Origin of the sequence: Microbacterium sp. BH-3-3-3 (assembly GCF_007679045.1) — a bacterium.
GTDB lineage: Bacteria > Actinomycetota > Actinomycetes > Actinomycetales > Microbacteriaceae > Microbacterium > Microbacterium algihabitans.
Genome location: NZ_VEFS01000004.1, coordinates 54,001 through 77,371, shown reverse-complemented (window position 1 = coordinate 77,371; position 23,371 = coordinate 54,001). Strand labels below are relative to the sequence as shown.

General features: G+C 71.3%; 19 protein-coding genes and 1 tRNA gene. 8 read left to right on the top strand and 12 right to left on the bottom strand.

Annotated elements, in window-relative coordinates:
• Window positions 1-224 precede the first annotated feature (224 nt).
• A tRNA-Arg gene (locus FS769_RS12590) sits at window positions 225-297 on the bottom strand.
• A gap of 14 nt (window positions 298-311) precedes the next feature.
• Window positions 312-1,097, bottom strand: coding sequence for an NRDE family protein (locus FS769_RS12585; RefSeq protein WP_144833953.1), 786 nt, complete (start codon window positions 1,095-1,097; stop codon window positions 312-314).
• 222 nt (window positions 1,098-1,319) lie between these two features.
• Between FS769_RS12585 and coaBC the strand changes: the two genes are divergently transcribed.
• Complete coding sequence (gene coaBC / locus FS769_RS12580; RefSeq protein WP_144833951.1) at window positions 1,320-2,540, top strand: bifunctional phosphopantothenoylcysteine decarboxylase/phosphopantothenate--cysteine ligase CoaBC; 1,221 nt, start codon at window positions 1,320-1,322, stop codon at window positions 2,538-2,540.
• A gap of 140 nt (window positions 2,541-2,680) precedes the next feature.
• Here the strand turns inward: coaBC and FS769_RS12575 are convergent, their stop codons facing one another.
• The 5 genes from FS769_RS12575 to FS769_RS12555 all read right to left on the bottom strand — a co-directional run bounded on the left by FS769_RS12575 (window position 2,681) and on the right by FS769_RS12555 (window position 10,850).
• On the bottom strand, window positions 2,681-4,132 hold the full coding sequence (locus FS769_RS12575) for a DUF2510 domain-containing protein (protein ID WP_144833949.1): 1,452 nt from the start codon (window positions 4,130-4,132) through the stop codon (window positions 2,681-2,683).
• Between the two features lie 64 nt (window positions 4,133-4,196).
• Entirely contained in the window at window positions 4,197-7,715 is a 3,519-nt protein-coding gene (locus tag FS769_RS12570; protein ID WP_144833947.1) for an error-prone DNA polymerase, read from the bottom strand.
• Between the two features lie 66 nt (window positions 7,716-7,781).
• Entirely contained in the window at window positions 7,782-9,326 is a 1,545-nt protein-coding gene (locus FS769_RS12565; protein WP_144833945.1) for a DNA polymerase Y family protein, read from the bottom strand.
• The gene (locus FS769_RS12560) at window positions 9,326-10,042 is read right to left on the bottom strand and encodes a hypothetical protein (RefSeq protein ID WP_144833943.1); all 717 of its coding nucleotides are present in this window, start codon (window positions 10,040-10,042) and stop codon (window positions 9,326-9,328) included. The genes FS769_RS12565 and FS769_RS12560 overlap by 1 nt, the downstream gene beginning before the upstream one ends.
• Window positions 10,043-10,169: 127 nt before the next feature.
• Window positions 10,170-10,850 carry an SDR family NAD(P)-dependent oxidoreductase gene (locus FS769_RS12555; RefSeq protein ID WP_144833941.1) on the bottom strand — a complete coding sequence of 227 codons (681 nt, stop codon included), beginning with the start codon at window positions 10,848-10,850 and terminating at the stop codon, window positions 10,170-10,172.
• 101 nt (window positions 10,851-10,951) lie between these two features.
• Here FS769_RS12555 and FS769_RS12550 point away from each other — a divergent pair, with 101 nt between their 5' ends.
• Window positions 10,952-11,791: a helix-turn-helix domain-containing protein gene (locus tag FS769_RS12550; protein WP_144833939.1), complete on the top strand. Its 840-nt coding sequence runs from the start codon at window positions 10,952-10,954 to the stop codon at window positions 11,789-11,791.
• A gap of 34 nt (window positions 11,792-11,825) precedes the next feature.
• On the opposite strand, the gene FS769_RS12545 is transcribed toward FS769_RS12550, so the two are convergent.
• The 3 genes from FS769_RS12545 to FS769_RS12535 all read right to left on the bottom strand — a co-directional run bounded on the left by FS769_RS12545 (window position 11,826) and on the right by FS769_RS12535 (window position 14,539).
• On the bottom strand, window positions 11,826-12,323 hold the full coding sequence (locus tag FS769_RS12545) for an HNH endonuclease (RefSeq protein WP_144833937.1): 498 nt from the start codon (window positions 12,321-12,323) through the stop codon (window positions 11,826-11,828).
• Between the two features lie 341 nt (window positions 12,324-12,664).
• Window positions 12,665-13,600 carry a M23 family metallopeptidase gene (locus tag FS769_RS12540; RefSeq protein ID WP_186325540.1) on the bottom strand — a complete coding sequence of 312 codons (936 nt, stop codon included), beginning with the start codon at window positions 13,598-13,600 and terminating at the stop codon, window positions 12,665-12,667.
• A gap of 240 nt (window positions 13,601-13,840) precedes the next feature.
• On the bottom strand, window positions 13,841-14,539 hold the full coding sequence (locus tag FS769_RS12535; RefSeq protein WP_144833935.1) for a metal-dependent transcriptional regulator: 699 nt from the start codon (window positions 14,537-14,539) through the stop codon (window positions 13,841-13,843).
• 99 nt (window positions 14,540-14,638) lie between these two features.
• Between FS769_RS12535 and serC the strand changes: the two genes are divergently transcribed.
• A complete protein-coding gene (gene serC, locus FS769_RS12530) occupies window positions 14,639-15,760 on the top strand; it encodes a phosphoserine transaminase (protein ID WP_144833933.1) in 1,122 nt (373 codons plus the stop codon).
• A 58-nt stretch (window positions 15,761-15,818) separates the two neighbouring features.
• Here the strand turns inward: serC and FS769_RS12525 are convergent, their stop codons facing one another.
• Both FS769_RS12525 and FS769_RS12520 read right to left on the bottom strand, forming a co-directional pair.
• A complete protein-coding gene (locus FS769_RS12525; protein ID WP_144833931.1) occupies window positions 15,819-16,412 on the bottom strand; it encodes a DUF3027 domain-containing protein in 594 nt (197 codons plus the stop codon).
• Window positions 16,396-16,779 carry a cold-shock protein gene (locus tag FS769_RS12520; RefSeq protein ID WP_144833929.1) on the bottom strand — a complete coding sequence of 128 codons (384 nt, stop codon included), beginning with the start codon at window positions 16,777-16,779 and terminating at the stop codon, window positions 16,396-16,398. Before FS769_RS12520 ends, FS769_RS12525 begins: the two co-directional genes overlap by 17 nt.
• Window positions 16,780-16,886: 107 nt before the next feature.
• Here FS769_RS12520 and FS769_RS12515 point away from each other — a divergent pair, with 107 nt between their 5' ends.
• The 5 genes from FS769_RS12515 to FS769_RS12495 all read left to right on the top strand — a co-directional run bounded on the left by FS769_RS12515 (window position 16,887) and on the right by FS769_RS12495 (window position 23,187).
• Window positions 16,887-17,171 carry a multidrug ABC transporter ATPase gene (locus FS769_RS12515; protein ID WP_144833926.1) on the top strand — a complete coding sequence of 95 codons (285 nt, stop codon included), beginning with the start codon at window positions 16,887-16,889 and terminating at the stop codon, window positions 17,169-17,171.
• Window position 17,172: 1 nt separating this feature from the next.
• Complete coding sequence (locus tag FS769_RS12510; RefSeq protein ID WP_144833924.1) at window positions 17,173-18,909, top strand: helicase-associated domain-containing protein; 1,737 nt, start codon at window positions 17,173-17,175, stop codon at window positions 18,907-18,909.
• A 58-nt stretch (window positions 18,910-18,967) separates the two neighbouring features.
• A complete protein-coding gene (locus tag FS769_RS12505; protein WP_144833922.1) occupies window positions 18,968-20,617 on the top strand; it encodes a DNA repair helicase XPB in 1,650 nt (549 codons plus the stop codon).
• 69 nt (window positions 20,618-20,686) lie between these two features.
• Window positions 20,687-21,379, top strand: a complete 693-nt coding sequence (locus FS769_RS12500) for a response regulator transcription factor (protein WP_055838218.1) — start codon at window positions 20,687-20,689, stop codon at window positions 21,377-21,379.
• Window positions 21,380-21,516: 137 nt separating this feature from the next.
• A complete protein-coding gene (locus FS769_RS12495; RefSeq protein ID WP_186325539.1) occupies window positions 21,517-23,187 on the top strand; it encodes a cell wall metabolism sensor histidine kinase WalK in 1,671 nt (556 codons plus the stop codon).
• Window positions 23,188-23,371 lie beyond the last annotated feature (184 nt).

Here is a 23,371-nt window from a genome sequence, read left to right as displayed (position 1 = left end):
GACGCGGGGGCGGCCGTCGTGATCGACACGCGCGCTCATCCGACCGCGGCACGTCCCCGGCGCCCGCGCGGCGGCCCGTGGGGGCAGTTCGGGCGGCGGAGGATGATCGGGCACAGGAGGACCTACCCGGCCCGCGAGATCCTCCGCCGATCGGATCTCCTCCCGCGGCGCGACCGCGCAGACGACGCCGGCGACGAGCGCCCGCGCGCGGCGAGGAAAAACGGTGCCCCCGACAGGATTCGAACCTGCGACGCCCGCGTTAGGAGTGCGGCGCTCTATCCCCTGAGCTACGGAGGCGGGGCTTTTCCAGCCTACTGCGCGGTGCGGGGCGAGGCCGTCGCACGCGATCCGGCGCCCGCGTCGTCGGAAGAGAGCGGGTGGATGCCGTGCCGCAGGCCCTCGATGAGACCGTCGTCCCAGGTCCCCGGCTCGGCGGGGGTCGCCTGGCTCAGCTCGACGCCGGCCGGACCGATCGTCGCCGCGCACACCAACAGCGACTCGAGCACGTGCCCGTCGTGCTCGTCGCGGCGCAGCACCGATGCCGACGGATCGACGGTGGAGGCCTCGACGACGTCGAGCCACGGCATCCACCATTCCGATCCCTCGGCAAGGCCCGCATCGCGGAACGCCTCGAGCCAGCGCGCGATGCGCGGGGTGCCAGGGTCGTCGACCGCGTGGTGGGCGATCATGTGGGTCCCGGGGGCGAGGGTCGTTCGTCGCGCGATAAGGCCGTCCCACTCGACGAGGTGCGCACCGTCAGCGTCGACCTCGACGAGGTTGAAGCCGCGCGTGCGAGGAGCGTCCGGGATGCCGGCGCCGACCGCATCGAGGGGGATGCTCCCCCGGCTCACCACCTCGTCGTCGCGGCGGGCCGAGAGGTCTTCGCGGTTCAGGAGCACCGCGAGTCGCCCGGCGTCGGGGTCGACGGCCAGCCAGGCGCCGCCGGCGCGGTCGTCGCGCACGCCGAGCACGCCGGGACGCTCGGGCCACCAGGCGCCGAGGCCGCGCCACGGACGGTCGCGGTCCTCGTCACGGACGGCGAGGAGACGCACGGGCTCACCCGCGCGGTGGGGGACGTCGATCACGACCGTGCACATTGCGTCAACGCTACTCGCGGGCGGAGGGGCGGGGCCGTTCGCGCTTGAGCCTCAGACGTAAGCGCCACCCTCGTGCGTCGCCGCTCACGCCACCCGCAACGTCACGAGAACAGGAGGAGTCACCGGAACAGGACGATCGGCGCTCTATCAGCCTGTTTCCGTCACATCTCCTGTTCTGGTGACGCGCCACCGGCCGCGTGCACGACCTGGGAGACTGGGGCGATGTTCGTCGTCGTCGGAGTCACCGGGGGAATCGCCGCCTACAAGACCGTGAGCCTCGTGCGGCTGTTGGTGAAGGCCGGGCACGACGTGCACGTGGTCCCCACCGCCGATGCGCTGCGCTTCGTCGGGCTGCCGACGTGGGAGGCGCTGAGCCGCAATCCCGTGACCACCTCGGTGCACGACGACGTCGCGAAGGTGCGGCACGTGTCGCTCGGCCAATCGGCCGACCTCGTCATCGTCGCCCCCGCGACCGCGAACACCCTGGCGTCGATGGCGGCGGGATTGGCATCCGACCTTCTCGGCACGACGCTGCTGGCGACGACCGCTCCCGTCGTGGTGGCGCCGGCGATGCACACCGAGATGTGGCGGCACCCGGCGACCGTGCACAACATGGAGGTGCTGCGCGCGCGGGGTGTCCACGTCGTGGGGCCCGCCGACGGCCTGCTCACGGGAGGCGACTCGGGTCCGGGTCGCATGTCGGAGCCCGAAGAGATCGCCTCGGCCGCCCTCGCCCTCGTCGCGCGGTCGGGCGACCTCGAGGGTCTGGCGGTCGTCGTGAGCGCGGGCGGCACTCGCGAGCCGATCGACCCCGTGCGTTTCCTCGGCAATCGGTCGAGTGGTCGCCAGGGCGTGGCGATCGCCCACGCCGCCGCCGAGCGCGGGGCGCGCGTGACCCTCGTCGCCGCTCATCTCGATGGCGTCGTGCGGCCCGGACCGGGCATCGAGGTCGTCGGTGTGGGTACGGCCGACGAGCTCGGACGGGCGATGGATGCCGCTGCCCCCGACGCCGACGTCATCGTCATGGCGGCCGCGGTCGCGGACTACTCCGTCGCGTCGGTGTCGGACACCAAGTTGCGCAAGCAGGACTCCCCCGGCGCTCTGACCCTCGAGCTGCGCGAGAACCGCGACGTCGTGGCAGGGCTGGTCGCGAACCGCCGCGCGGGGCAGACGATCGTCGCGTTCGCCGCGGAGACCGTCGGCAGTGATGGCGAACTGCTCGATCGTGCCCGGGCGAAGGCCGCACGCAAGGGCGTCGACCTGTTGGCCGCGAACGCGGTCGGGTGGACGCAGGGTTTCGAATCGACGCAGAACGCCCTGGTGATCGTCGACCGTGACGGAACCGTGGCCGCCGAGGTGGCCGGGTCGAAGGACGACACGGCGCACGCTCTGCTCGATGCGGTGCTGGCAGCGCGGGCGGGGCAGACGGGGCTGTCGGGCTGAGCCCGCCCGGTACGCGACCGGGGCCGGTCCGCCGTGCGGCGAAGTGGCGCGCGTGGGGCCGCACGGCACCGAGACCGGGTTCAGACGCAAGCGAGGCCGGGCCCGCCTTTCGACGAGTCCGGCCCCGGGTGCGTGGCGGGTCAGTAGCCGTACATGTATTGCAGCTCCTGAATGACCGCGAACACCTGGCCCAGGATCATGACGAGCCACACGCTGCCGATGATGAGCGTGACGACGGTGACCGCGATGGCCGCCCACACGGGCGCGAGCCCCGATCCGGTGCGACGACGCAGCACGACGCCTCGACCGATGATGTAGACGAGCCCGGTGCCGATGGCGAGGACCGTGAAGCTCCAGGCCCAGTGGAACGGACGGTCCACGCCCCGCGCGCGCAGCTGACGCCAGTCGAGGAAGGCGAACAGCACGTTCAAGGCGGCGAGGACGAGGCTCACGACACTCGCCACGATCGTCACGAGCGAGCCCGCCATCGACGGACCACCCATGCCTCCGGAGGCCAGGTCGGCGTAGACCGAGTCGCGGATGTACGACCCCCAGTCGAAGAGGAACAGGCTGAGGACGCTCACCAGGGGGAGCGCGACGATCAGCCAGATCCAGACGGTGTTGGTCTTGATGTCGCGGCGCGGGGCGGCGTCGTACCCGGCGGGCGTCGAGGCGGGGTAGGCAGGGGCGTTCGGGTATCCGGGTGCGGAGCGGTATGCGGGGGTCGAGCCGTAGGCGGGGGCGGAGGCCGGCGTCGCGCCGTACCCCGTAGTCGCGCCCGAGCCGGCAGCCGCGCCGTATCCGGGTGCGGCGCCCGAACCGGACGCTGCGCCGGAGTCCGTGGAGGAACCGTGGGCCGAAGCGACTCCCGCTGCGGCAGCTCCGCCCACCGCGCCTGCGGCGGCGGCCGCCGCAGCAGAACCACTCGAGCCGTGCGTCTGAGCCGACTCGTGCGCACCCGTCTCGCCCGGCGCCTCGACGGACGCCTGACGGTCGACCGAGCCGAGCGGATCCGGGTTCACCCTGTCGGCATCCGAGTCGTGGGAGTCCGCCGCCACGGAGTGGTCGTCGTGACCGCCAGCGCCGTATGCGGCGGCGTCGAGACCGGCAGCAGCGCCGACCGCGTCGTGTCCAGCGGCATCGTGGCCGCCCGCGTCGTCGTGACCGAGGGCGTCGTCGCCGACAGCATCGTGTTCGACAGGACCGCGCTCGGCGACATCGCCGGCTGCGTCGTGACCGGCGGCGTCGCGCCCGGCTGCGTCGTGCTCGGCGACATAGCCGGCTGCGTCGTGACCGACAGCATCGTGCCCGGCGACATCGCCGGCTGCATCGTGACCGGCGGCGTCGTGACCGGCGGCGTCGTAACCGGCTGCATCGCGCCCGACAGCATCGTGCTCGGCAACATCGCCCCCGACGGCCGCATCCGCGCGGGCGTCGTGCGCGGCGGCATCCGCCCCCTCCGTCGAGGCGCTCGACGCGCCGTCGGCGGAGCGCACCTCGTCGGTCCAGGAGGTGCCGTTCCAGCGGCGCAGCCCGCCGCCGCCGGCGGGGTCGGGGTACCAGCCGTCGGGCGGAGTGGGAGTGTCGGTCATGTCGTTTCCCCTGTCTGGTCGGAACGAACCACGGTGGGCCCGAGTCTAGTGACGCCCTCCGACGTCACCGGAAGTCGCGCGAGGCGTGGGCGACACCGACGCGCAGATCGGTGAATCCGTCGGCCACCACGTTCGTCACCCCCTCGACCGAGCGCTCGAGCATTCCCCGCACGATCAGGGCGGGCGACTCGCGCGCCACGCGGCGGTACCTGTTCCACACCCCGACCGAGCAGATGATGTTCATGAGCCCGTGCTCGTCTTCGAGGTTGAGGAAGGTGATCCCGGATGCCGTGGCCGGCCGCTGACGATGAGTGACGAGCCCGGCCACCTCGATGCGACGATCGGTCTCGAAGGTGCGCAGTTCGCGGGAGGTGAGCACTCCGCGCGCATCGAGGGCGGAACGGAAATGCGTCATCGGATGGTCGTCGGCGGAGAGCCCTGTCGCCCAGAGGTCGGACGCGAGGATCTCGTAGCTCGACGGGTCGGTGAACAGCGGAGGCTGCACGGCCACGAGGGAGTCGGGCAAGAACTCGGGGCGGTCCAGCGCCGCCGAACCCGACAGCCAGATCGCCTCGCGACGCGTGTGCCCGAGGCTCTCGAAAGCGCCTGCCGTGGCGAGGGCCTCGAGTTGGGCGGTGACCAGCCCCGTGCGCCGCACGAGGTCGCGCAGGTCGCGGTACGCGCCGTTTCGCTCGCGCTCGGCGACGATGCGCTGGGCCACCTTGGCGCCGATGCCGGTGACCCCCGCGAGTCCGAGGCGCACGGTGAATCCGCCGTCCCGCCGGTGCGCGAGCGTCTCATCAGGTTCCGACGGATCGAACTCCCCGGTGGGTGGCTGCTCCGCGTGCGCGCACGCGTCGAGCCCGGTCGGTGCGGGCCGGCTGCGGGCGGCGGTACCGCTGATCCCCTCCGACGCCGCTCTCGTCGCGGCATCCGGTTCCGCCTCGAACCGCACCCCCGTGCGAGCGCTCGCCCCCGCGCTCGCCTCCGCCCCGTCGACGGCCTCGAGCGTCGCCTCGACCCCCGAACGCAGCAGGTCGGGGCGGCGCACGATCACGCCGTGTCGACGTGCGTCGGCGGTGAGCGTCGCCGGCGAGTAGAAGCCCATGGGCTGGGCGCGCAGGAGTCCCGCGAGGAAGGCCGCTGGATAGTGCAGCTTGATCCACGAACTGGCGTACACGAGCAGAGCGAACGACAGCGAGTGCGACTCCGCGAAACCGAAGTTCGCGAACGCCTGGATCTTGGCGTACAGCTCGTCGGCGACCTGCCCGACCAGGCCGTTCTCGGCCATGCCGGCGTAGAGCGTCTCGCGCAGGGAGTCGATGCGCTCGAGCCCGCGCTTGGACCCCATCGCCCGCCGCAGCAGGTCGGCGTCTTCGGCCGAGCAGTTGCCGATGGCGACGGCCATCTGCATGAGCTGCTCCTGGAACACCGGCACGCCCATCGTGCGCGCGAGCACCGGTTCGAGCTTGGGGTGCACGTAGGTGATGGGTTCTTGTCCGAGCTTGCGCCGCACGAACGGGTGCACGGCCCCACCCTGGATGGGCCCGGGGCGGATGAGCGCGATCTGCACGACCAGGTCGTAGAACTTTCGCGGCTGCAGGCGCGGCAGCAACCCCATCTGGGCGCGGGACTCCACCTGGAACACCCCGATCGAGTCCGCCCGGCAGAGCATGTCGTACACCGCCTTCTCTTCCTTCGGCAGTGTCGACAGCTCCCAGGACTCGCCCGTGGCGTCGCGGATCAGGTCGAAGCAGTACTGCAGCGCCGCGAGCATGCCCAACCCCAGCAGGTCGAACTTCACCAGCCCCATCCACGCGGCGTCGTCTTTGTCCCACTGGATCACCGTGCGGTTCTCCATGCGGGCGTGCTCGATGGGCACGACCTCGCCCACCGGACGATCGGTCAGCACCATGCCCCCGGAATGGATGCCGAGATGTCGGGGGGCCTTGAGCAGTTCGGAGGCGAACTCGATGACCTGGTCGGGGATGTCGTGGTCGGCTCCCGACTCGAGCGTCGCGCCCCAGCGCTCGACCTGCTTCGACCAGGCGTCTTGCTGGCCCGGGGAGTGCCCGAGCGCGCGCGCCATGTCGCGCACCGCGTTCTTGGGGCGGTACTGGATGACGTTCGCGACCTGTGCCGCCCGCTCGCGTCCGTACTCGCCGTAGACCCACTGGATGATCTCTTCGCGACGGTCGGAGTCGAAGTCGACGTCGATGTCGGGCTCCTCGTCGCGCAGGCTCGACAGGAACCGTTCGAACGGCAGCTTGTAGAAGATCGAGTCGACGGCGGTGATGTCGAGCAGGTAGCAGACGGCGCTGTTGGCCGCCGAGCCGCGGCCCTGGCACAGGATGCCGCGCCGTCGCGCTTCGGCCACGATGCCGTAGACGATGAGGAAGTAGCCCGGGAAGTCCTTCATCTCGATGACCTCGAGCTCGCGCTCGATGCGCCGTCGATCGTCGTCGGACAGGTTCGGGTACTTGCGGGGCACGGCCTCCCACACCAGATGACGCAGCCACGACATGGGCGTGTGCCCCTCGGGCACCTTCTGCTTCGGCAGTGCGGGCTTGGCCCGACGCAGCGGGAAGGCGATCTCGTCGGCGAGCGTCACCGTCCGCGCCACCGCCCCCGGATACCGGGCGAAGCGCGCCGCCATCTCGACCCCCGAGCGCAGATGCGCGCCCGCGTGCGAGGGAAGCCACCCGTCGAGTTCATCGAGGCCCCGATTCGCCCGTACCGCGGCCACCGCTGCGGCGAGCAGCTGCTTCTGCGGGGCCGCGTAGTGCACATTGTTCGTCGCGAGCGTCGGGAGCCCTCTCTCTGCGGCGAGCGCGGCCAGCACGTCGTTGCGACGCGAATCGAGCGGGTCGCCCTGGTCCATGAGCTCGACGTAGACCGACCCGGGGCCGAACAACCGCACCAGGGTGTCGAGCTCGCGGGCGGCACCGGTGGGGCCCTCGGATGCCAGCGCCTGGCGCACCGCGCCCTTGCGGCATCCGGTGAGCACCGCCCACTGCGAATCCTCCGGCCCGCCGGCGCGCGCGGCGAGGTCTTCGAGGTCGTAGACGGGACGCCCCTTCTCGGCACCGGTGAGTTGCGCGTGGGTGATCGCGGCGGCCAGGCGGTGATACCCCTCTTCTCGACGGGCGAGCACGAGCAGGTGGGATCCTTCGGGGTCGGCCTCGCCGTTCTGCGGACCGGTGAGCCCGAGGGAGAGTTCCGCCCCGAACACCGTCTTGACCGCTCGGGCCTCGGCCGCCTCGGCGAAGCGGACGATCCCGTAGAAGCCGTCGTGATCGGTGAGGGCGAGCGCATGCAGGCCGAGGCGCTCGGCCTCTTCGACGAGTTCTTCGGGCGAGGAGGCGCCGTCGAGGAACGAGTACGACGAGTGCACGTGCAACTCGGCGTACGGAACGGCGTCGGCGGGGCGCTCGATCGACGGCGGCACATAGGCGCCGCGCTTGTGCGACCAGGCCGGGCTGTCTCCGCCGTCGCCGTTGGTCGGCGTGCCGGTCGGGCGTCGGGCGTCGCTGAGCATGCGCTCGAGCTCCGACCACTTCACCGGGGGGTTGTTCCAGCCCATCAGCGCACCCCTGCCCCGCGCGTGCACCCGGGCGCGACAGGCGTGACGGCCGGGACGGATCGACCCTCAGTCATAACGCCCCTCCGCTCGCCACTCGCCCTCCTCGACGACCAGCAGCCACGCGCCACCATCGGCGTCGACCACCTGGAAGCGGTGGGCGCGCCGCGCGCGCAGGGGGTCCCACCCGCGTTCGCTGATGGGCCACGGACCTGCCCACTCGCTGATGCGGCGGCGTTGCCCGGCGGTCTCGAGCACCGCCGGCGGAGCGCTGAGCACGTCGCGCTCGCCCACCGTGACGGAGGCGCCGGCGATGTCGGTGACGCCGACCGGTCGGGGTTCGGGGTAGACGACGGCCGGCAGGGGGTCGGGGAGGCTGCCGGGCCACGGCCGGGCGCGGTCTTTCGCGGTGATCGCCCTGTCGCCCCACGGCACGAGCACCTGACGCTCGGCGAGCCAGCGCCCGCCGCCGATGACGGGGGTCACCACCCCGCGATGGCCGAGCATGGCCTGTACACGCGAGAGGGCGTGGTGCACGCGCTCGTCGGGGCCGGCGCCGAACAGCCCCTTGGCGTGATGGGCGGCGGCGTCGACGGCTTCGGGCTCGATGTGCACCCCGGCCACCCCGCTGCCGAAGATGCCCTGGGCGTCTTCGGCCAACTGCCAGCGCACGCGATCGACGACACCGGCGGCGTCGAACGACCCGGGGTGCAGCCATACGCGTTCGCTGCGCTCGCCTCGCTCGCCCGTGAGCACGACCCGCAGTTCGGTGCAGACCAGATCGTGCGCTCCCAACTGCGCGATGAACTCTTCGGCCGCGACGCGCATGCCGAACGCGATCTGGTCGGCGAGCTCGAGCGGGGGTTCGAACGCCACCTCGCGGTGCAGCTCGGGCGGGGGCGTGCGCGGCTGCACCGGTTGGGAGTCGAGCCCCGCGGCCAGGGCGTGCAACCGCACGCCGCGTTCACCGAAGCGCTCACGCACCCGCTCGACGGGCAGGGCCGCGAGAGCGCCCAGCGTGTGCACGCCCAGACGCGAGAGGAGGCTGCCGAATTCGTCGTCGTCGAGCGTGGCGATCGACAGCGGCGCGAGGAACACCCCCGCATCTCCGGGCGCGACGATGCGCACCGGGTCGTCCGCGGCGGCGGACCGGGCCGCGTGCTCGGCCGTGAACACGCCGTCGGCCACGCTCGCCCGCACCCCGGAGAACCCCTCGTCGTCGAGCAGGCGGATGAACATGCGCGCCGCCTCGGCCTCGCCGCCGTAGTACCGCGCCGGTCCTCGGGACCGCAGCGCGCACAGACCGGGCCGCACGATCTGCACGCCGGGCGCCCGCTCTTCGATCCGCGCGACGACGGGGGCGAACGCCCGCGCATCGCGGACGGGATCGGCCGCCACCACCTGCAACGTCGGGCACAGCGCCTGGGCGTCGCGACGCTTCTGCCCGCGGCGCACGCCCTGCGCGCGGGCGGCCCACGAGCAGGCGACGACGAGGTTGTTGGCGAACACCGCCACCGCGGCATCCGGTTTCGGCGGGGTGGTGGCCTCGTGCGCGAACGCCGTGATGGGCCAGTCGGGGAACCACAGCACCAGGCTGCGCGTGGGCGCCTGCATCAGCCGACCGCCCGCGCACGGAAGGCGTCGCGTTCGCGCGAGACGAGCCGCTCGGCGGGGGCGCCCAGCAGTTCGATCGATCCGTCGGCGGCGGGGAGCAGCATGCGGGCCCGCCGCGCGTTCGGCGAACGGCGGCTGCTCACCGACACCGTCAGCTCACGACCCGCCAGGTATCCGTGGCCCTGCCCGAGACCCGACCACCGGGGGTCGGCGACGTCGATGACCGCCTCGGCCTGGGGCCACTCCCCCTGCACGAGCAGCACCGACCCGCGATCGCGCAGACGCGCGGCCAGGCGCGTGGTCTCAGCGCCCCCGCGTGCGGCGGAGGAGCCGGCCGGGGGCCGGACGGCGACGACCGGCAGCACCTCGGTGATCGTCGCCGTCACCGCGAGCCAGCGCGGCCCGGGGTCGGGGATGAACACGAGCCGATCGAGGTCGAGCCCGTACTTCTCCGCCGCCTCGGCGCCGAGCTCGGGCATGCCGATGACCCCGCACCAGGCGCCGTCCTGCGAGGGGCGCGCCATGAGCGCCAAGAGCAGCGACGCCGAGCGGGCGAGGGAGTACGCCGACCCCGACCGGAGCCCTCCGCCGGGCAGCAGCGAGGTGAACGCGGGATGGGTCGGCAGTACCGGGGCGTCCATGCGCCGCCCCTGCATGCGCTCGAGGCGATCGCGCAGCGCATGGATGTCGGGTACGGCCTGTACCTGGTCTCGCATGATCGCCCTCACTCCCACAGGTTAGAACATCTGTTCTATCGCCTCAATCCCTGTGGCTCGAAGATACGATCGACCTCCGACATCGGCCCCGAGCGGGGGTCGCACCCGCCCGGCACCCCGCGTGCCCTCAGTACGCGATCCGCCCGGTGCGGTCGTGGAACTCCCCGCTCGGACCGTCGCGATCGATCAGGGCCAGGGCGACGGTGGCATCCGTCCCTTCGGTGATCGTCTGGTGACCGCCGAATCCGTTGAACGCCGTCGCCGTATAGCCCGGGTCGGAGGCGTTCACCCGCATCTCGGGCAGGTTCTTGGCGTACTGCACCGTCAGGGCGATCACGGCGGCCTTCGACGCCGCATAGGGAATCGACGGGACGCCGAACTCGTCGTGCCCCGGCGTCGTCAGCCACCGGGTGAACCCGACTCCGGACGCCACGTTGACGATGACCGGGTTCGCCGAGCGGCGCAGCAACGGCAGGGCCGCCTGGGTCAGGCGCACCACGGCCATCACGTTCGTGTCGAACACCTCGGTCATCGCCGCGACGTCGAGGTCGTCGACGCCGTGGGAGGTGCCGAGCACGCCCGCGTTGTTCACGAGCACGTCGAGGGCGGGAAGGGTGGCGAACGCGGCATCCACGCTCGCCTGGTCGGTCACGTCGAGCTGCACGGCGTGAGCGCCGAGCGCCCGGACGTCGTCGCCCGTGGCGAGGTCGCGCATGCCGGCGTAGACCGTGTGGCCGGCGTCGATGAGGCGCCGGGCGGTCTCCAGGCCCAGGCTGCGGTTTGCTCCGGTGATGAGTGTCGTCGTCATGACCTCATCCTGCGCCCACCGTCGCGGCCGCCCCAGGTACGGGACGACGGGGGGGCCACCGGTACCAGGATCCCCGGCGCGCACGGGACCATGATGGAGGGATGAGCGAGTTCGCCAGCGTGCTGCGGTCGTGGCGCGAGCGCGTCCGGCCCGAGGAGGTCGGCCTCCCCGCCGGACCCGGGCGCCGCACGCAGGGCCTGCGCCGCGAGGAGCTCGCGGCCCTCGCCGGGGTGAGCGTGGACTACGTCGTGCGGCTCGAGCAGGGGCGGGCGACCCATCCGTCGGGGCAGATGCTCGGCGCCCTCGCGACGGCGCTGCGGCTCACAGCAGCCGAACGCGACCACCTGTTCCGGGTCGCCGGCAGCGCCCCTCCCCCGCGCGGCCTCGTGCCCCGGCACATCACCCCGGGCGTCCAGCGGCTGGTCGACCGCCTCACCGACGTGCCCCTCGCGGTCTTCACCGCCGCGCACGACCTCCTGCTGTGGAACGCCCTCTGGGCCGCGTTCGACGGCGATCCCCTCCGGCGCACCGGGCTCGAGCGCAACGTCGTCTGGCGTCACTTCACCCAGGGCCACGAGGGGATCGCGTGGGATGCCGTGCACGACGAGGAGTTCGCCCGCGACCTCGTGGCCGATCTGCGCTCGGCGCTCGGTCGATATCCCGCCGACCGATCGCTCGTCGACCTCGTCGCGCGCCTGCGCCGCGACTCCCCGGAGTTCGAGCGCCGGTGGGATTCCGCCCACATCGCCGAGCACCGCAGCAGCCGCAAACGCGTGCGCACGGCGGTCGGCGAGATCGAGGTCGACTGCGACGTGCTCAGCGTGCCGGGCAGCGACCTGCGCGTCGTGGTCTACACGGTGGCCCCGGGCACTCCGGATGCCGACCGCCTCGATCTCCTGCGCGTGACCGGTCTGCAAGACCTCGCTCCCCTGCACGCCTGAGCGTTCGGGGAGGGGATGATCCCGGATGCCGTGGTCAGGCCGCCAACGCCAGGTACGGCTCCCACCGCGGGTCGCTCTTGTCGACGCCGCGAACGGTCCACGAAGAGCCGTGCGGGGGCGCCGGAACGAGCCGGAGCTCCCACCGCATCTCTTGCGGGGTGCGGTCGCCCTTGATGTTGTTGCAGGCCAGGCAGCACGCCACGAGGTTCTCCCACGTGTCCTTGCCGCCGCGCGAGCGGGGCATGACGTGGTCGATGGTCGATGCCGCCTTGCCGCAGTATCCGCACCGGTGCGCGTCGCGCCGCAGCACGCCGCGGCGTGTGACGGGGACGCGACGGGCTCCCGGAACCCGCACGTAGCGGGTGAGGATGATCACGGCCGGGCGGTCGTACTCGCCGGCGGCCGCCCAGACGGGGTCCTCCTCGATGCGTTCGACGACGGTGGCCTTCTCGTTCATCACGAGCACGAGGGCTCGCTTGAACGACACGACCGCGAGGGGCTCGTAGCCCGCGTTCAGCACCAGTGTGCGCATTCCGTTTCCTCTCGAATGGCCGAGACGGCTTCTCGGATGTTCGACTCGTGACGAGGAGGGCACTCAGGGGTATGAAAAAAGGCGCTGTCTAGGCAGACAGCGCCTTCGAAGTCGCGGCGAGGCCGCGGCATCCGAACACACGATGCCGAAGAACGAGCAGCCCGAGCGCATCCATGGTGCGGATGCGCGGGCTGGTGTTCATCGGTCTTCCCTTCGGTTCTTCCGACGTCGCTGACAGGCTAACCCACCACGACACGCCCGGGGTCGGCCACTCGGGGAAACAGAAGACGGCGTGTCGGAGAACATCGTCTCCGACACGCCGTCTCGCGTGATGGTGGGGCTCAGCCCGCGTTCTGCTGCAACCAGGCGTAGGGGTCGACGACCGAGCCGTTGATGTGCACCTCGAAGTGCAGGTGGTTGGCGGTCGAGCTGCCGGTCGAGCCGACGAGGCCGATGACCTGGCCTGCGGCGACCGTCTGACCCGCCTGCACCTGACGGGTGCCGTAGGTCATGTGCCCGTAGGTGGTCGAGACCTTCTGGCCGTTGATGACGTGCTCGATGACGATCGCGACGCCGTAGCCGCCGTAGCTCTCCTGCGAGACCTTGACGACGCCGGCGGCGGCGGCGAAGATCGGCTGCCCCTGCGGCGCGAGCAGATCGACGCCCTGGTGGTAGCCGGAGTCCCATAGGCCACGGCCCAGCTTGTAGCTGGTGAGGGGCCAGCGCACCTCGCCGGAGCCCGGTGCGGTCATGTTGAGGTCGACCGACACGGAGCTCGACGAGCTGCTGCTCGACGCCTTCGACGCGTTGGCGGCCAGCTGACGGGCGCGCTCGGCGGCGGCGGCCGCGGCGGCCTCTTGATCCTTCTTCTTCTGGATCTCTTCGGCGGTGGTTGCCGAGTAGCTGCTGCGGTCGAGCGTCGCGGCGGTGGAGTCGGACGCGACGACCAGCGACTGGTTGTCGGGAGCCGACATCTGCTGGAGCGTCACGGTCTCGGCGGCCGGCATGGTCGCGGCGTACGCGGGGATCGCGACCGTCGCGACGAGGCCGGCGACCATCGACAGGATCACGGCACTGCGCACGGGCTTGCCGAACCGGCGCTGCGACGACGCGCTGCGCGCGGGTGCGGTGCGGGCGGCGGGTGCGGCCGCGGTGATCGAGGTGACCACGGGACGCTTCGCCGACGGCACGACGGCAGCGGCACGGGTGCTCTTGCGTGTGGGTCCGGTCGCGGGGACCTCGGGTAGGTCCGCAGCGGGATCGGTGTTTTCAGCCAAAGTTCCTCCGGCGCCTCTGCGCGATCACCCGGGGGCGATCACGCTGGCTCGTCAGCACTCGAATAAGGGGCACGATGTGCGGGCTTCACCCTCTGCAGACGACGAGCCGATGAGGCAAAACTGCGAGGGGTCCGACGGCGGGCTTCTCGCCTGTGGACCTTCGAAGGCTACCCGAAGATAACGAACATGTCACGCTTCAGAAGGCGTGCACGGCGGATGCTCGGGTAAGAGCGCCGCCGATCACGCCTCGGCGACGAGGAAGATGTGCGAGGCCACCTCGACGGGCAGCTCGAGGCCTTCGTCGACGCCGTCCATCTGCACGAGCACGTAGCCCTCGTTGAAGCGGTAGTCGCCGTGGGCTCCGGGCAGGACGCCCGCGGCCTTCAGCTGCTGCAGCAGCTCGGGGTCGACCTGCGCGGGTTCGGCGAGCCGGCGGACCGTGCCCGAGATGGGTCCGCCCGCGTCGGCGAGCTTGCGGACCAGGCCGACCACGCCGTCGTCGAAGGTGACGCTGCTGGCGTCGCCGAGCTGGTCGAGTCCGGGGATGGGGTTGCCGTACGGCGACTCGGTGGGGTGCCCGAGCAGCTCGACGAGGCGACGCTCGACCTGCTCGCTCATGACGTGCTCCCAGCGGCAGGCCTCGTCGTGCACGTAGGCCCAGTCGAGGCCGATCACATCGCTGAGCAGACGCTCGGCGAGACGGTGCTTGCGCATCACGTCGACGGCCTTCTGACGGCCGGCGTCGGTGAGCTCGAGCCGGCGGTCCTCCGACACGACGACCAGACCGTCGCGCTCCATGCGTCCGACCGTCTGCGAGACCGTCGGCCCGGAGTGCCCCAGGCGCTCGGAGATGCGCGCCCGCAGGGGCACGATCTTCTCCTCCTCGAGCTCGAGGATCGTGCGCAGGTACATCTCGGTGGTGTCGATCAGATCGGTCATTCAGGTGTCCTCGATGTCGCGCGGCAAGTCCTCCCAGCCTACCGACCCCCTCCGACATGAGCGCGGGCGGGCCCGGAGGCTCGCCCTAGAATCAGTGCCATGCCGCACGTGGAACTCCCCACCGATCTCCTGCCCGCCGACGGCCGCTTCGGGTGCGGCCCCTCGAAGGTGCGCGGTGCGCAGCTCGAGGCGCTCGTCACCCGCGGGGCGTCGATCCTCGGAACCTCGCACCGTCAGGCGCCCGTGAAGAACCTCGTCGCCAGCACGCGCGAGCGTCTTGCACAGCTGTTCCGCCTGCCCGAGGGCTACGAGATCATCCTCGGCAACGGCGGGTCGACGGCGTTCTGGGACGCCGCGGCGTTCGGCCTGATCGAGAACCGCAGCCAGAACCTCGTGTTCGGCGAGTTCGGCGGCAAGTTCGCTTCGGCCGCCGCGGCGCCGTGGCTGCAGGCGCCCGACGTGCGCCGCGCCGAGCCGGGCACCCGCACGGTCGCCGAGGCCGTCGAGGGCGTCGACGTCTACGCCTGGCCCCACAACGAGACCTCGACGGGCGTCTCGGCCCCCGTCCAGCGCGTGAACGCGGATGCCGGTGCGCTCACCGTCATCGATGCGACCAGCGCCGCGGGCGGCATCGACTTCGACGTCACCCAGGCCGACGTCTACTACTTCGCCCCGCAGAAGAACCTCGGCTCCGACGGAGGCATCTGGTACGCCGCCGTCTCGCCCGCGGCGATCGAGCGCATCGAGAAGATCGCGGCATCCGACCGCTACATCCCCGAGTTCCTCAGCCTGAAGAACGCGGTCGACAACTCCCGCCTGCAGCAGACGCTCAACACCCCCGCCCTGGCGACCCTGCTGCTGCTCGACGAGCAGCTCGGCTGGATCCTCGACAACGGCGGCCTCGAGTGGGCGGCCGCGCGCACGGCGGAGTCGTCCTCCGCGCTGTACGAGTGGGCGGATGCCAGTGCGGTGGCGACCCCCTTCGTCGCCGACGCCGCCGACCGCTCGCCCGTCGTCGTCACGATCGACTTCGACGACAGCATCGATGCGAGCGCGATCGCGAAGAGCCTGCGCGCGAACGGCATCGTCGACACCGAGCCGTACCGCAAGCTGGGCCGCAACCAGCTGCGCGTGGCCACGTTCGTCTCGATCGAGCCCGACGACGTGCGCCGCCTGATCGGCGCCATCGACTACACGATCGAGAACCTGCCCGGCGCCTGACGCCACGAACGACGAAGGCCGTCCCGCATCGCGCGGGACGGCCTTCGTCGTTCAGAGGTCAGTAGCTGCGGTCGCCCTCGTCGCGGTCGTCGTCGTCCGCGTCGTCGGCATCGAGGGTGTCATCGTCATCGTCGTCATCGCCCTCGTCGTCCGCCACAGCGGCCGGAGCGTCGAGCTCGTCGATGTCGACGCCGTCGAGGTCGCCGGCGTGGAAGCGCGCCTTCGGCTCCTCGTCGTCCTCGTCGTCGTCTTCTTCGTCCTCGTCGGGATCGTCGCCGTCGTGATCGTCGTCGTCACCGTGGTCGTCGTCGGTCGCGGCGGCCGCGACCTGCGCCGCCTGGTACTCGGCGAGCCGCGTGGCCCACGGCACCCAGTCGGGAGCGAGCAGCGCTCCGTCGCCGGGCAGCAGTTCGACTTCGAGCACGGTCGGCTCGGAGTCCTCGACGACCGCCACGCTGACGGTCCAGAACCATCCGGGGTACCCCGAGAGGCGCGTGTGGAAGCGCAGCGAGACGACACCGTCGTCTTCGAGCGCGTAGTCGGCGGCGGGGCCGATGGTGTCTGCGGGGGTGATCTCGCGCAACGCGGACAGCGCGAGATCGTGGGCGCCGGTCAGGCGCTCGTCCGCGGCCGACTCAGGCTTCGAAGTCATCGGCGACCTTGCGCAGGACCGCGGCGATCTTCTGGGCGTGCGGGCCGTTGGGGTAGCGACCGCGACGCAGGTCGCCGCCGATGCCGTCGAGCAGCTTCACGAGGTCTTCGACGATGATCGCCATGTCGTCGGCGGGCTTGCGCGAGCGCTTCGACAGGCTGACGGGGGCGTCGAGCACGCGCACCGAGAGCGCCTGCAGACCGCGCTTGCCGTCGGCCACGCCGAACTCGAGGCGGGTCCCGGCCTTCGGGCCCGGGGTTCCGGCGGGCAGAGCCGTGGCGTGCAGGAACACGTCCTGGCCGTCATCGGTGCTGATGAAGCCGAAGCCCTTCTCGTCGTCGTAGAACCTGACCTTGCCGGTGGGCATGGACACCTCGCTGGATGAGTGCGCGGATCGCGCGGCGGAACACGGGAGCCGATCGGATCCCGGTCTTCCAGCCTACGGCACCGCCGCCAGGCAGTAGGCTGAGCCCGATGAGCACCCGCACCTCCGGTGGCAGCACGCCGGGCGACGACATCCCCGTCCGCCGCATCGACCGCATCCTGACTTTCATGTCACTCGGCCTGGTCGTCGTGTCCATCGTGTGCTTCTTCATCGTGATCCTCGCGCAGCCGCTCGGAGTCAGCGACTTCACCCAGGGCGCATGGCCCCTGATCGTCGTCCTCCCGCTGTTCGCCCTTCCCGTCGGCTTCGCGCTCATCATCGCTCTGCTCATCATGAATTTCGTCCGAAAGGGCCGGGCCAACAGGGCCCGATGACGTGGCCGAGACCTCCGCACAACGCGCACTGGCGGTCTCGTTGAGCGCGCTCACCGACACCGAGCTCGGCCGTCTCTTCGACGAGCGGCAGATCTCGCCCTCGAGCACCTGGCGCGACATGTTCGACGCTGCGGAAGCCCTGCTCGAGCCGGCCTCGGTCGCCCGCGGCCTTCCCGCCCTCTCCCGCGACGAGGCCGAGGCGCTCGTGGCCGCCGTCGACGGCGAGGCCGCGACCGGCCGCGTGCGTGCCGACCTCGCATCCCGGGCTCTCGTCGACGACGCGGGCGTCCCCTTCCCCACGGTCGCCGATGCCGTGCGCGAGGCCCGTCCCGACGGTCTCGCCGAGCCGCGCACCGCCGCGCGCGAACCGGGCGCGGCCGAGTCCGCGGCATCCGTCGCCGCTGCCTCCGAGGCCGCCTTCACCAACGCCGCCTCGGTCGCCGACGTGCTCCTGCAGACCCTCGGGTCCCCGCTCGGGCGCATCGGATCGGGTTCGCTGGGCGCGACCGAACGCCGCCGCCTGGTCGACGCGGGAGCCGTGGAGACCCCCGCCGACGCCGATCTGCTGGTCGGACTCGCCGCCTCGGTCGGGCTGCTCGGAGCGAACGACCGTGCCTGGCTCGTCTCGCCCGCCGGTCGCGAGTGGCTCAAGCTGCCGACGCTCGAGCGGTGGCAGCAGACCGCCGTCGCTCTGCGCGACGCCCTCCCCCGTGCCTACCGCTCCGAGAACGGCGGGTGGATCCCCCTGCACCTCTGGGCCGGCGCGACCCCCTTCGACCCCGAGGCACCCGAGCGCGCGGCGCTGTGGACCGAACGCCTGACCCGGTGGGGACTCACGGATGCCGCGGGCCGCATCACACCGTGGGCTCAGCCCCTCGCCGAGGGCGGCGACGTCGACACCTCCGCGCTGCGCGAACTGCTCCCGCCCGAGGTCGACCGCGTGTACCTGCAGAACGACCTCACCGCCATCGCCCCGGGCCCCCTCGCTCCCCACCTCGACGTGCGCCTGCGGTCGATGGCCACGCGCGAGTCGCGCGCCCAGGCCTCGAGCTATCGCTTCAGCGCCGCGACGATCGGTGCCGCGATCACCGCGGGCGAGACCGCTGACTCGTTGCGCGAGTTCCTCTCGGGCATCTCGTTGACGGGCCTCCCCCAGCCGCTCGCGTACGTCATCGAGCGCACCGCGGCGGAGCACGGCCGCGTGCGCGTGATGAGCGAGGCGGCCTCGTCGCTCACGCGGGTCGTCACCGACGACGAGACGCTGCTGCGCTCGATGGAGATCGACCAGTCGCTGCGCTCGATCGCACTCACCCGCACCGACGACGCCCTCGAGTCGCACGTGTCGGCCGACGTGGTGTTCTGGGCCCTGACCGACGCGCACTACCCCGCCGTCGCGGTCGACGAGCAGGGCCGACCGCGGGCCCTCGAGCGCGCGAAGCTCGCCACCGAGCAGACTCCCGGCGCGGATGCCGATGAGACCTACGCTCCGCTGATCGCCCGTCTGCGCGCCGGGGCCGAGGACTCGGATGCCGCGTGGCTCGAACGCGAGCTGGATCAGGCCGTGCGCGCTCGCGCGGTGATCGACGTGACCGTGCGCCTGCCCGACGGCACCGCGCGCGTGTTCCGCCTCGAGGCGACGGGCCTGGGCGGCGGACGCCTCCGCGGACGCGACCGCGGCGCCGACGTCGAACGCACCCTGCCGCTGTCGCACATCGACGGCGTCGCTCCCGTCGCGTGACGCCGCGCGGCGTGCGCGGTCGGCCCGGTGTCGCCCGACCCCGGTAGGATCGAACGTTATGGCTGACGGTCCCCTCATCGTGCAAAGCGACCGCACCGTGCTCCTCGAGGTGGCTCACCCTCAGGCGGAAACGGCGCGGCACGAGCTGGCGGTGTTCGCCGAACTCGAACGCGCGCCCGAGCACATCCACACCTACCGCATCACGCGCCTGGGGCTGTGGAACGCCCGCGCCGCCGGCCACGACGCCGACGCGATGCTCGCGACCCTCGACACCTGGTCGCGCTTCCCGGTGCCCGCCTCGGTCAGCACCGACATCCGCGAGACCGTCAACAGGTACGGCCGCCTCGTGATCGAACGCAACGACGAGGGTGCGCTCGTGCTCCGGTCGACGGATGCCGCGGTGCTCAGCGAGGTCTCGCGCAACAAGCGCATCGCTCCTCTGCTGATCGGGCACCCCAGCCCCGACACCTTCCTCGTCGACGCTTGGGCGCGCGGTCACATCAAGCAGGAACTGCTCAAGATCGGCTGGCCCGCCGAAGACCTCGCGGGCTACACCCCTGGCACGCCCCACCCGATCGATCTCGCCGAAGACGGCTGGAGCCTGCGCCCCTACCAACGCCAGGCGGTCGAGTCGTTCTCCGAGGGCGGGTCCGGCGTCGTCGTGCTCCCCTGCGGCGCGGGCAAGACGCTCGTGGGCGCCGGGGCCATGGCCGACACGCGCACGACCACGCTGATCCTGGTGACCAACACCGTCAGCGCGCGCCAGTGGCGCGACGAGTTGCTGCGGCGCACCAGTCTGACGCCCGAGGAGATCGGCGAGTACTCCGGCCAGGTCAAGGAGATCAAGCCGGTCACCATCGCGACCTACCAGATCCTCACCGCCAAGCGCGGCGGAAAGTACGCCCACCTCGCGCTGCTCGATGCGCTCGACTGGGGCCTCGTCCTGTACGACGAGGTGCACCTGCTGCCCGCACCGGTGTTCAAGCTCACCGCCGACCTGCAGGCGCGCCGACGGCTCGGCCTCACCGCGACGCTCGTGCGCGAAGACGGTCGCGAAGGCGACGTGTTCAGCCTCATCGGCCCCAAGCGGTTCGACGCGCCGTGGAAGGAGATCGAGGCCCAGGGCTTCATCTCCCCCGCCGCCTGCTACGAGGTGCGCATCGACCTCCCCGCCGACGAACGGCTCGAATACGCCGCCGCCGCCGACGAGGACCGCTATCGCCTCGCCGCCACGGCACCCGCGAAGATCGAGGTCGCGCGTCGGCTCGTGCAGCGGCATCCGGGTGAGCGTGTGCTCGTGATCGGTCAGTACCTCGATCAGATCGACGAGCTGGCGCAGGCCCTCGGTGCTCCGCAGATCACCGGCGCGACCCCGATCCCCGAGCGCGAGGAGCTGTTCCAGGGCTTCCGCGACGGCAGCATCCCGCTGCTGGTGGTCTCGAAGGTCGCGAACTTCTCGGTCGACCTGCCCGAGGCCTCCGTCGCCATCCAGGTGTCGGGGTCGTTCGGCTCGCGTCAAGAAGAGGCGCAGCGCCTCGGTCGACTGCTGCGCCCCAAGCAGTCGAACCACACCGCGAGCTTCTACACGCTCATCGCCCGCGACACGGTCGACCAGGATTTCGCGCAGAACCGCCAGCGCTTCCTCGCCGAGCAGGGATACGCGTACACGATCCTCGACGCCGACGGAATCGACGCCGCAGCCGCCTGAGACATACCAGGGTGCGGCTTTCCGAGCCATATCCAGCACTTTGCTGGGTGGGATCACGATAATGAGGGCATGACAGCTCCTCGCATCCTCGTCGTCGACGACGAACCGAACATCCGCGACCTGCTCATCACGAGCCTGCGCTTCGCCGGTTTCCAGGTGCGAGCCGTGGCCAACGGCGCGCAGACGATCTCGGCCGTGCTCGAAGAAGAACCCGACCTCATCGTGCTCGACGTGATGCTGCCCGACATGAACGGCTTCAGCGTCACCAAGCGGCTCCGGGGCGCCGGCTACACCGCGCCGATCCTCTTCCTCACCGCCAAGGACGAGACGGAAGACAAGATCATGGGCCTGAACGCGGGAGGCGACGACTACGTCACCAAGCCGTTCAGCCTCGACGAGATCGTCGCCCGCATCCAGGCGATCCTGCGCCGCACGATGCAGGCCGACGAGGAGTCGATCATCCGCACGGGTGAGCTGACGATGGACCAGGACACGCACGACGTCAGCGTCGGCGACGTCTCGATCGACCTGAGCCCCACCGAGTTCAAGCTGCTGCGCTACCTCATGCTGAACCCCAACCGCGTGCTGTCGAAGGCGCAGATCCTCGACCACGTGTGGGAGTACGACTTCAACGGCGACGCGGGCATCGTCGAGAGCTACATCTCGTACCTGCGTCGCAAGATCGATCCGCACTCCTCGGAGCCGCTCATCCAGACCAAGCGCGGCTTCGGCTACATGCTGAAGTCGGGCAAGACCGCCTGAGCGGAAGGCATCGCCCCCTGTCGCACTCCGACGATTCCCTCACGCGCTGGTGGCGCGGCCTGAGTCTGCGCACCAAGGTCACCGGCGTCACCGTCGCGCTCCTCGCCATCGGTCTGTTCACCGCGGGCATCGGCACGATGGTGTTCCTGCGCACGACCCTGGTGAACAACCTCGACGAGCAGCTCGCGCAACAGGCGGCGGGAAGCATCGCCAACAGCATCTTCACCACGGCGTCGGTCGACGGGCAGACGGTGTTCTCGCAGGTCGACAACGCCCCGCAGATCGGTTCGATGGTCGTCGTTTACGGCCCCGACGGCCAGCGCGAGGCCTTCTACAACGGGACCGCGTCGACGTCGCTGCCCGACATCCCGCAGACCTTCACGCTCGAGCAGACCTACCTGCAGATCGACAAACGCATCGAGCTCGAAGACCCCACCTCGGGGCAGCACTTCCTCGCGCGCGTCGGGGTGCTGCAGCCGCAGGGCAATCCCGGCGTCTACACGCAGATGGTGATCCAGCCCCTCGCGCCGACCGATCGGATCGTGGCGGCCTACCTGGGCATCTACGCGTTCGTCGCCCTGCTCATCCTCATCGCGACCGCGTTGCTGACGCGTCTGCTGGTCACCCTCGCGTTCCGCAACCTGCGCCAGGTCGAGACGACCGCGATGGACATCGCCGCCGGTGACTTCAGCCAGCGCCTCACCGACATCGTGCCCGACACCGAGGTGGGTCGACTCAAGACCGCGATCAACGCGATGCTCGCCCGCATCGACGGCGCCATCGGCCAGCGCGACGCGACGGTCCGCCAGATGCGCCGGTTCATCGGCGACGCCAGTCACGAACTGCGCACGCCGCTGGTCACCATGCGCGGCTACGCCGAGCTGTACCGCATGGGGGCGATCCGCTCCGACGAAGACGTGGCCCAGTCGATGGAGCGCATCGAGAAGGAGGCGATCCGCATGGGCGCCCTCGTGGAAGACCTGCTGGCCCTCGCCCGCCTCGACGAGCGTCGCGACGTCTCCATCACCGAGCTCGATCTGCGCCCCATCGCGCGCGACGCCGCCCTCGACCTGCGCGTCACCTCTCCGCAGCGCGAGGTGACGGTCGACGACACGACCTCTCGAGGCGAGCTGGTGCTGCCGACCATCACCCTCGATCCGCTGCTCGATGCCGGCGGTCGCCCCTCGACCGCGGCCAGCCGTCGCCGCGCGGCGCCCCCGACCTCGGCGATGGCGATCGCGGGCGCGACGCTCTCGCGCCTCCGCCGCCGGTCCAAGGACGCGTCCGACCCGGCGACGAACACGGGAGAGACCCCCGCGGCCGCGCCCGGTGCGGGTCTGCTGCGCGCGACCCCGCGTCTGGCCCCCATCGTGCTGGGCGACGAGAACAAGGTGCGCCAGGTGGTCGCGAACCTCCTCGGCAATGCCCGCCGGTTCACCGCCGACGACTCCCCCATCGGCCTGCGTGTGGGGGTGGATGCCGAGAGCGACATGGGGTGGATCGAGATCATCGATCACGGCGAGGGCGTTCCCGAGCAGATCCGCGAGCAGATCTTCCAGCGCTTCTGGCGCGCCGACACCTCGCGCACGCGCGAGACCGGAGGCTCGGGGCTCGGCCTGTCGATCGTCGCGTCGATCGTCGACCTGCTGCACGGCACGGTCGAGGTCGTCGACACCCCCGGCGGGGGTGCGACCTTCCGCGTCTCGCTCCCCCTCGCCGACCGACGCGACGTCGAGGAGCACGCGCTGATCGAGACGCAGCCCCTCGAGCGTCTCCCCGAGGACTACCGGCCCGATCCCGACGCCTGACTCCCGACGCGCTCTCAGCGCCAGGTCCGGCTGAGCAGATCCGCAGCGCCCCGATACCTGGCGAGCCGAGCTCCGGGTGAACCGCAGCCAGGGAGCGGACTTCTCCGTCGGCCCACGGCACGAGGTCGGTGGCCTCCATGCCCGGTCGACTCCCGGCGGATCCGGCCCGGCAACGAAGAACGCC

Coding starts and splice junctions, on each gene's coding strand:
- FS769_RS12585 (WP_144833953.1), bottom strand. CDS start 1,097: ATGTGCACGGTCGTGATCGACGTCCCCCACCGCGCGGGTGAGCCCGTG.
- coaBC (WP_144833951.1), top strand. CDS start 1,320: ATGTTCGTCGTCGTCGGAGTCACCGGGGGAATCGCCGCCTACAAGACC.
- FS769_RS12575 (WP_144833949.1), bottom strand. CDS start 4,132: ATGACCGACACTCCCACTCCGCCCGACGGCTGGTACCCCGACCCCGCC.
- FS769_RS12570 (WP_144833947.1), bottom strand. CDS start 7,715: ATGGGCTGGAACAACCCCCCGGTGAAGTGGTCGGAGCTCGAGCGCATG.
- FS769_RS12565 (WP_144833945.1), bottom strand. CDS start 9,326: ATGCAGGCGCCCACGCGCAGCCTGGTGCTGTGGTTCCCCGACTGGCCC.
- FS769_RS12560 (WP_144833943.1), bottom strand. CDS start 10,042: ATGCGAGACCAGGTACAGGCCGTACCCGACATCCATGCGCTGCGCGAT.
- FS769_RS12555 (WP_144833941.1), bottom strand. CDS start 10,850: ATGACGACGACACTCATCACCGGAGCAAACCGCAGCCTGGGCCTGGAG.
- FS769_RS12550 (WP_144833939.1), top strand. CDS start 10,952: ATGAGCGAGTTCGCCAGCGTGCTGCGGTCGTGGCGCGAGCGCGTCCGG.
- FS769_RS12545 (WP_144833937.1), bottom strand. CDS start 12,323: ATGCGCACACTGGTGCTGAACGCGGGCTACGAGCCCCTCGCGGTCGTG.
- FS769_RS12535 (WP_144833935.1), bottom strand. CDS start 14,539: ATGACCGATCTGATCGACACCACCGAGATGTACCTGCGCACGATCCTC.
- serC (WP_144833933.1), top strand. CDS start 14,639: ATGCCGCACGTGGAACTCCCCACCGATCTCCTGCCCGCCGACGGCCGC.
- FS769_RS12525 (WP_144833931.1), bottom strand. CDS start 16,412: ATGACTTCGAAGCCTGAGTCGGCCGCGGACGAGCGCCTGACCGGCGCC.
- FS769_RS12520 (WP_144833929.1), bottom strand. CDS start 16,779: ATGCCCACCGGCAAGGTCAGGTTCTACGACGACGAGAAGGGCTTCGGC.
- FS769_RS12515 (WP_144833926.1), top strand. CDS start 16,887: ATGAGCACCCGCACCTCCGGTGGCAGCACGCCGGGCGACGACATCCCC.
- FS769_RS12505 (WP_144833922.1), top strand. CDS start 18,968: ATGGCTGACGGTCCCCTCATCGTGCAAAGCGACCGCACCGTGCTCCTC.
- FS769_RS12500 (WP_055838218.1), top strand. CDS start 20,687: ATGACAGCTCCTCGCATCCTCGTCGTCGACGACGAACCGAACATCCGC.
- FS769_RS12495 (WP_186325539.1), top strand. CDS start 21,517: ATGGTGTTCCTGCGCACGACCCTGGTGAACAACCTCGACGAGCAGCTC.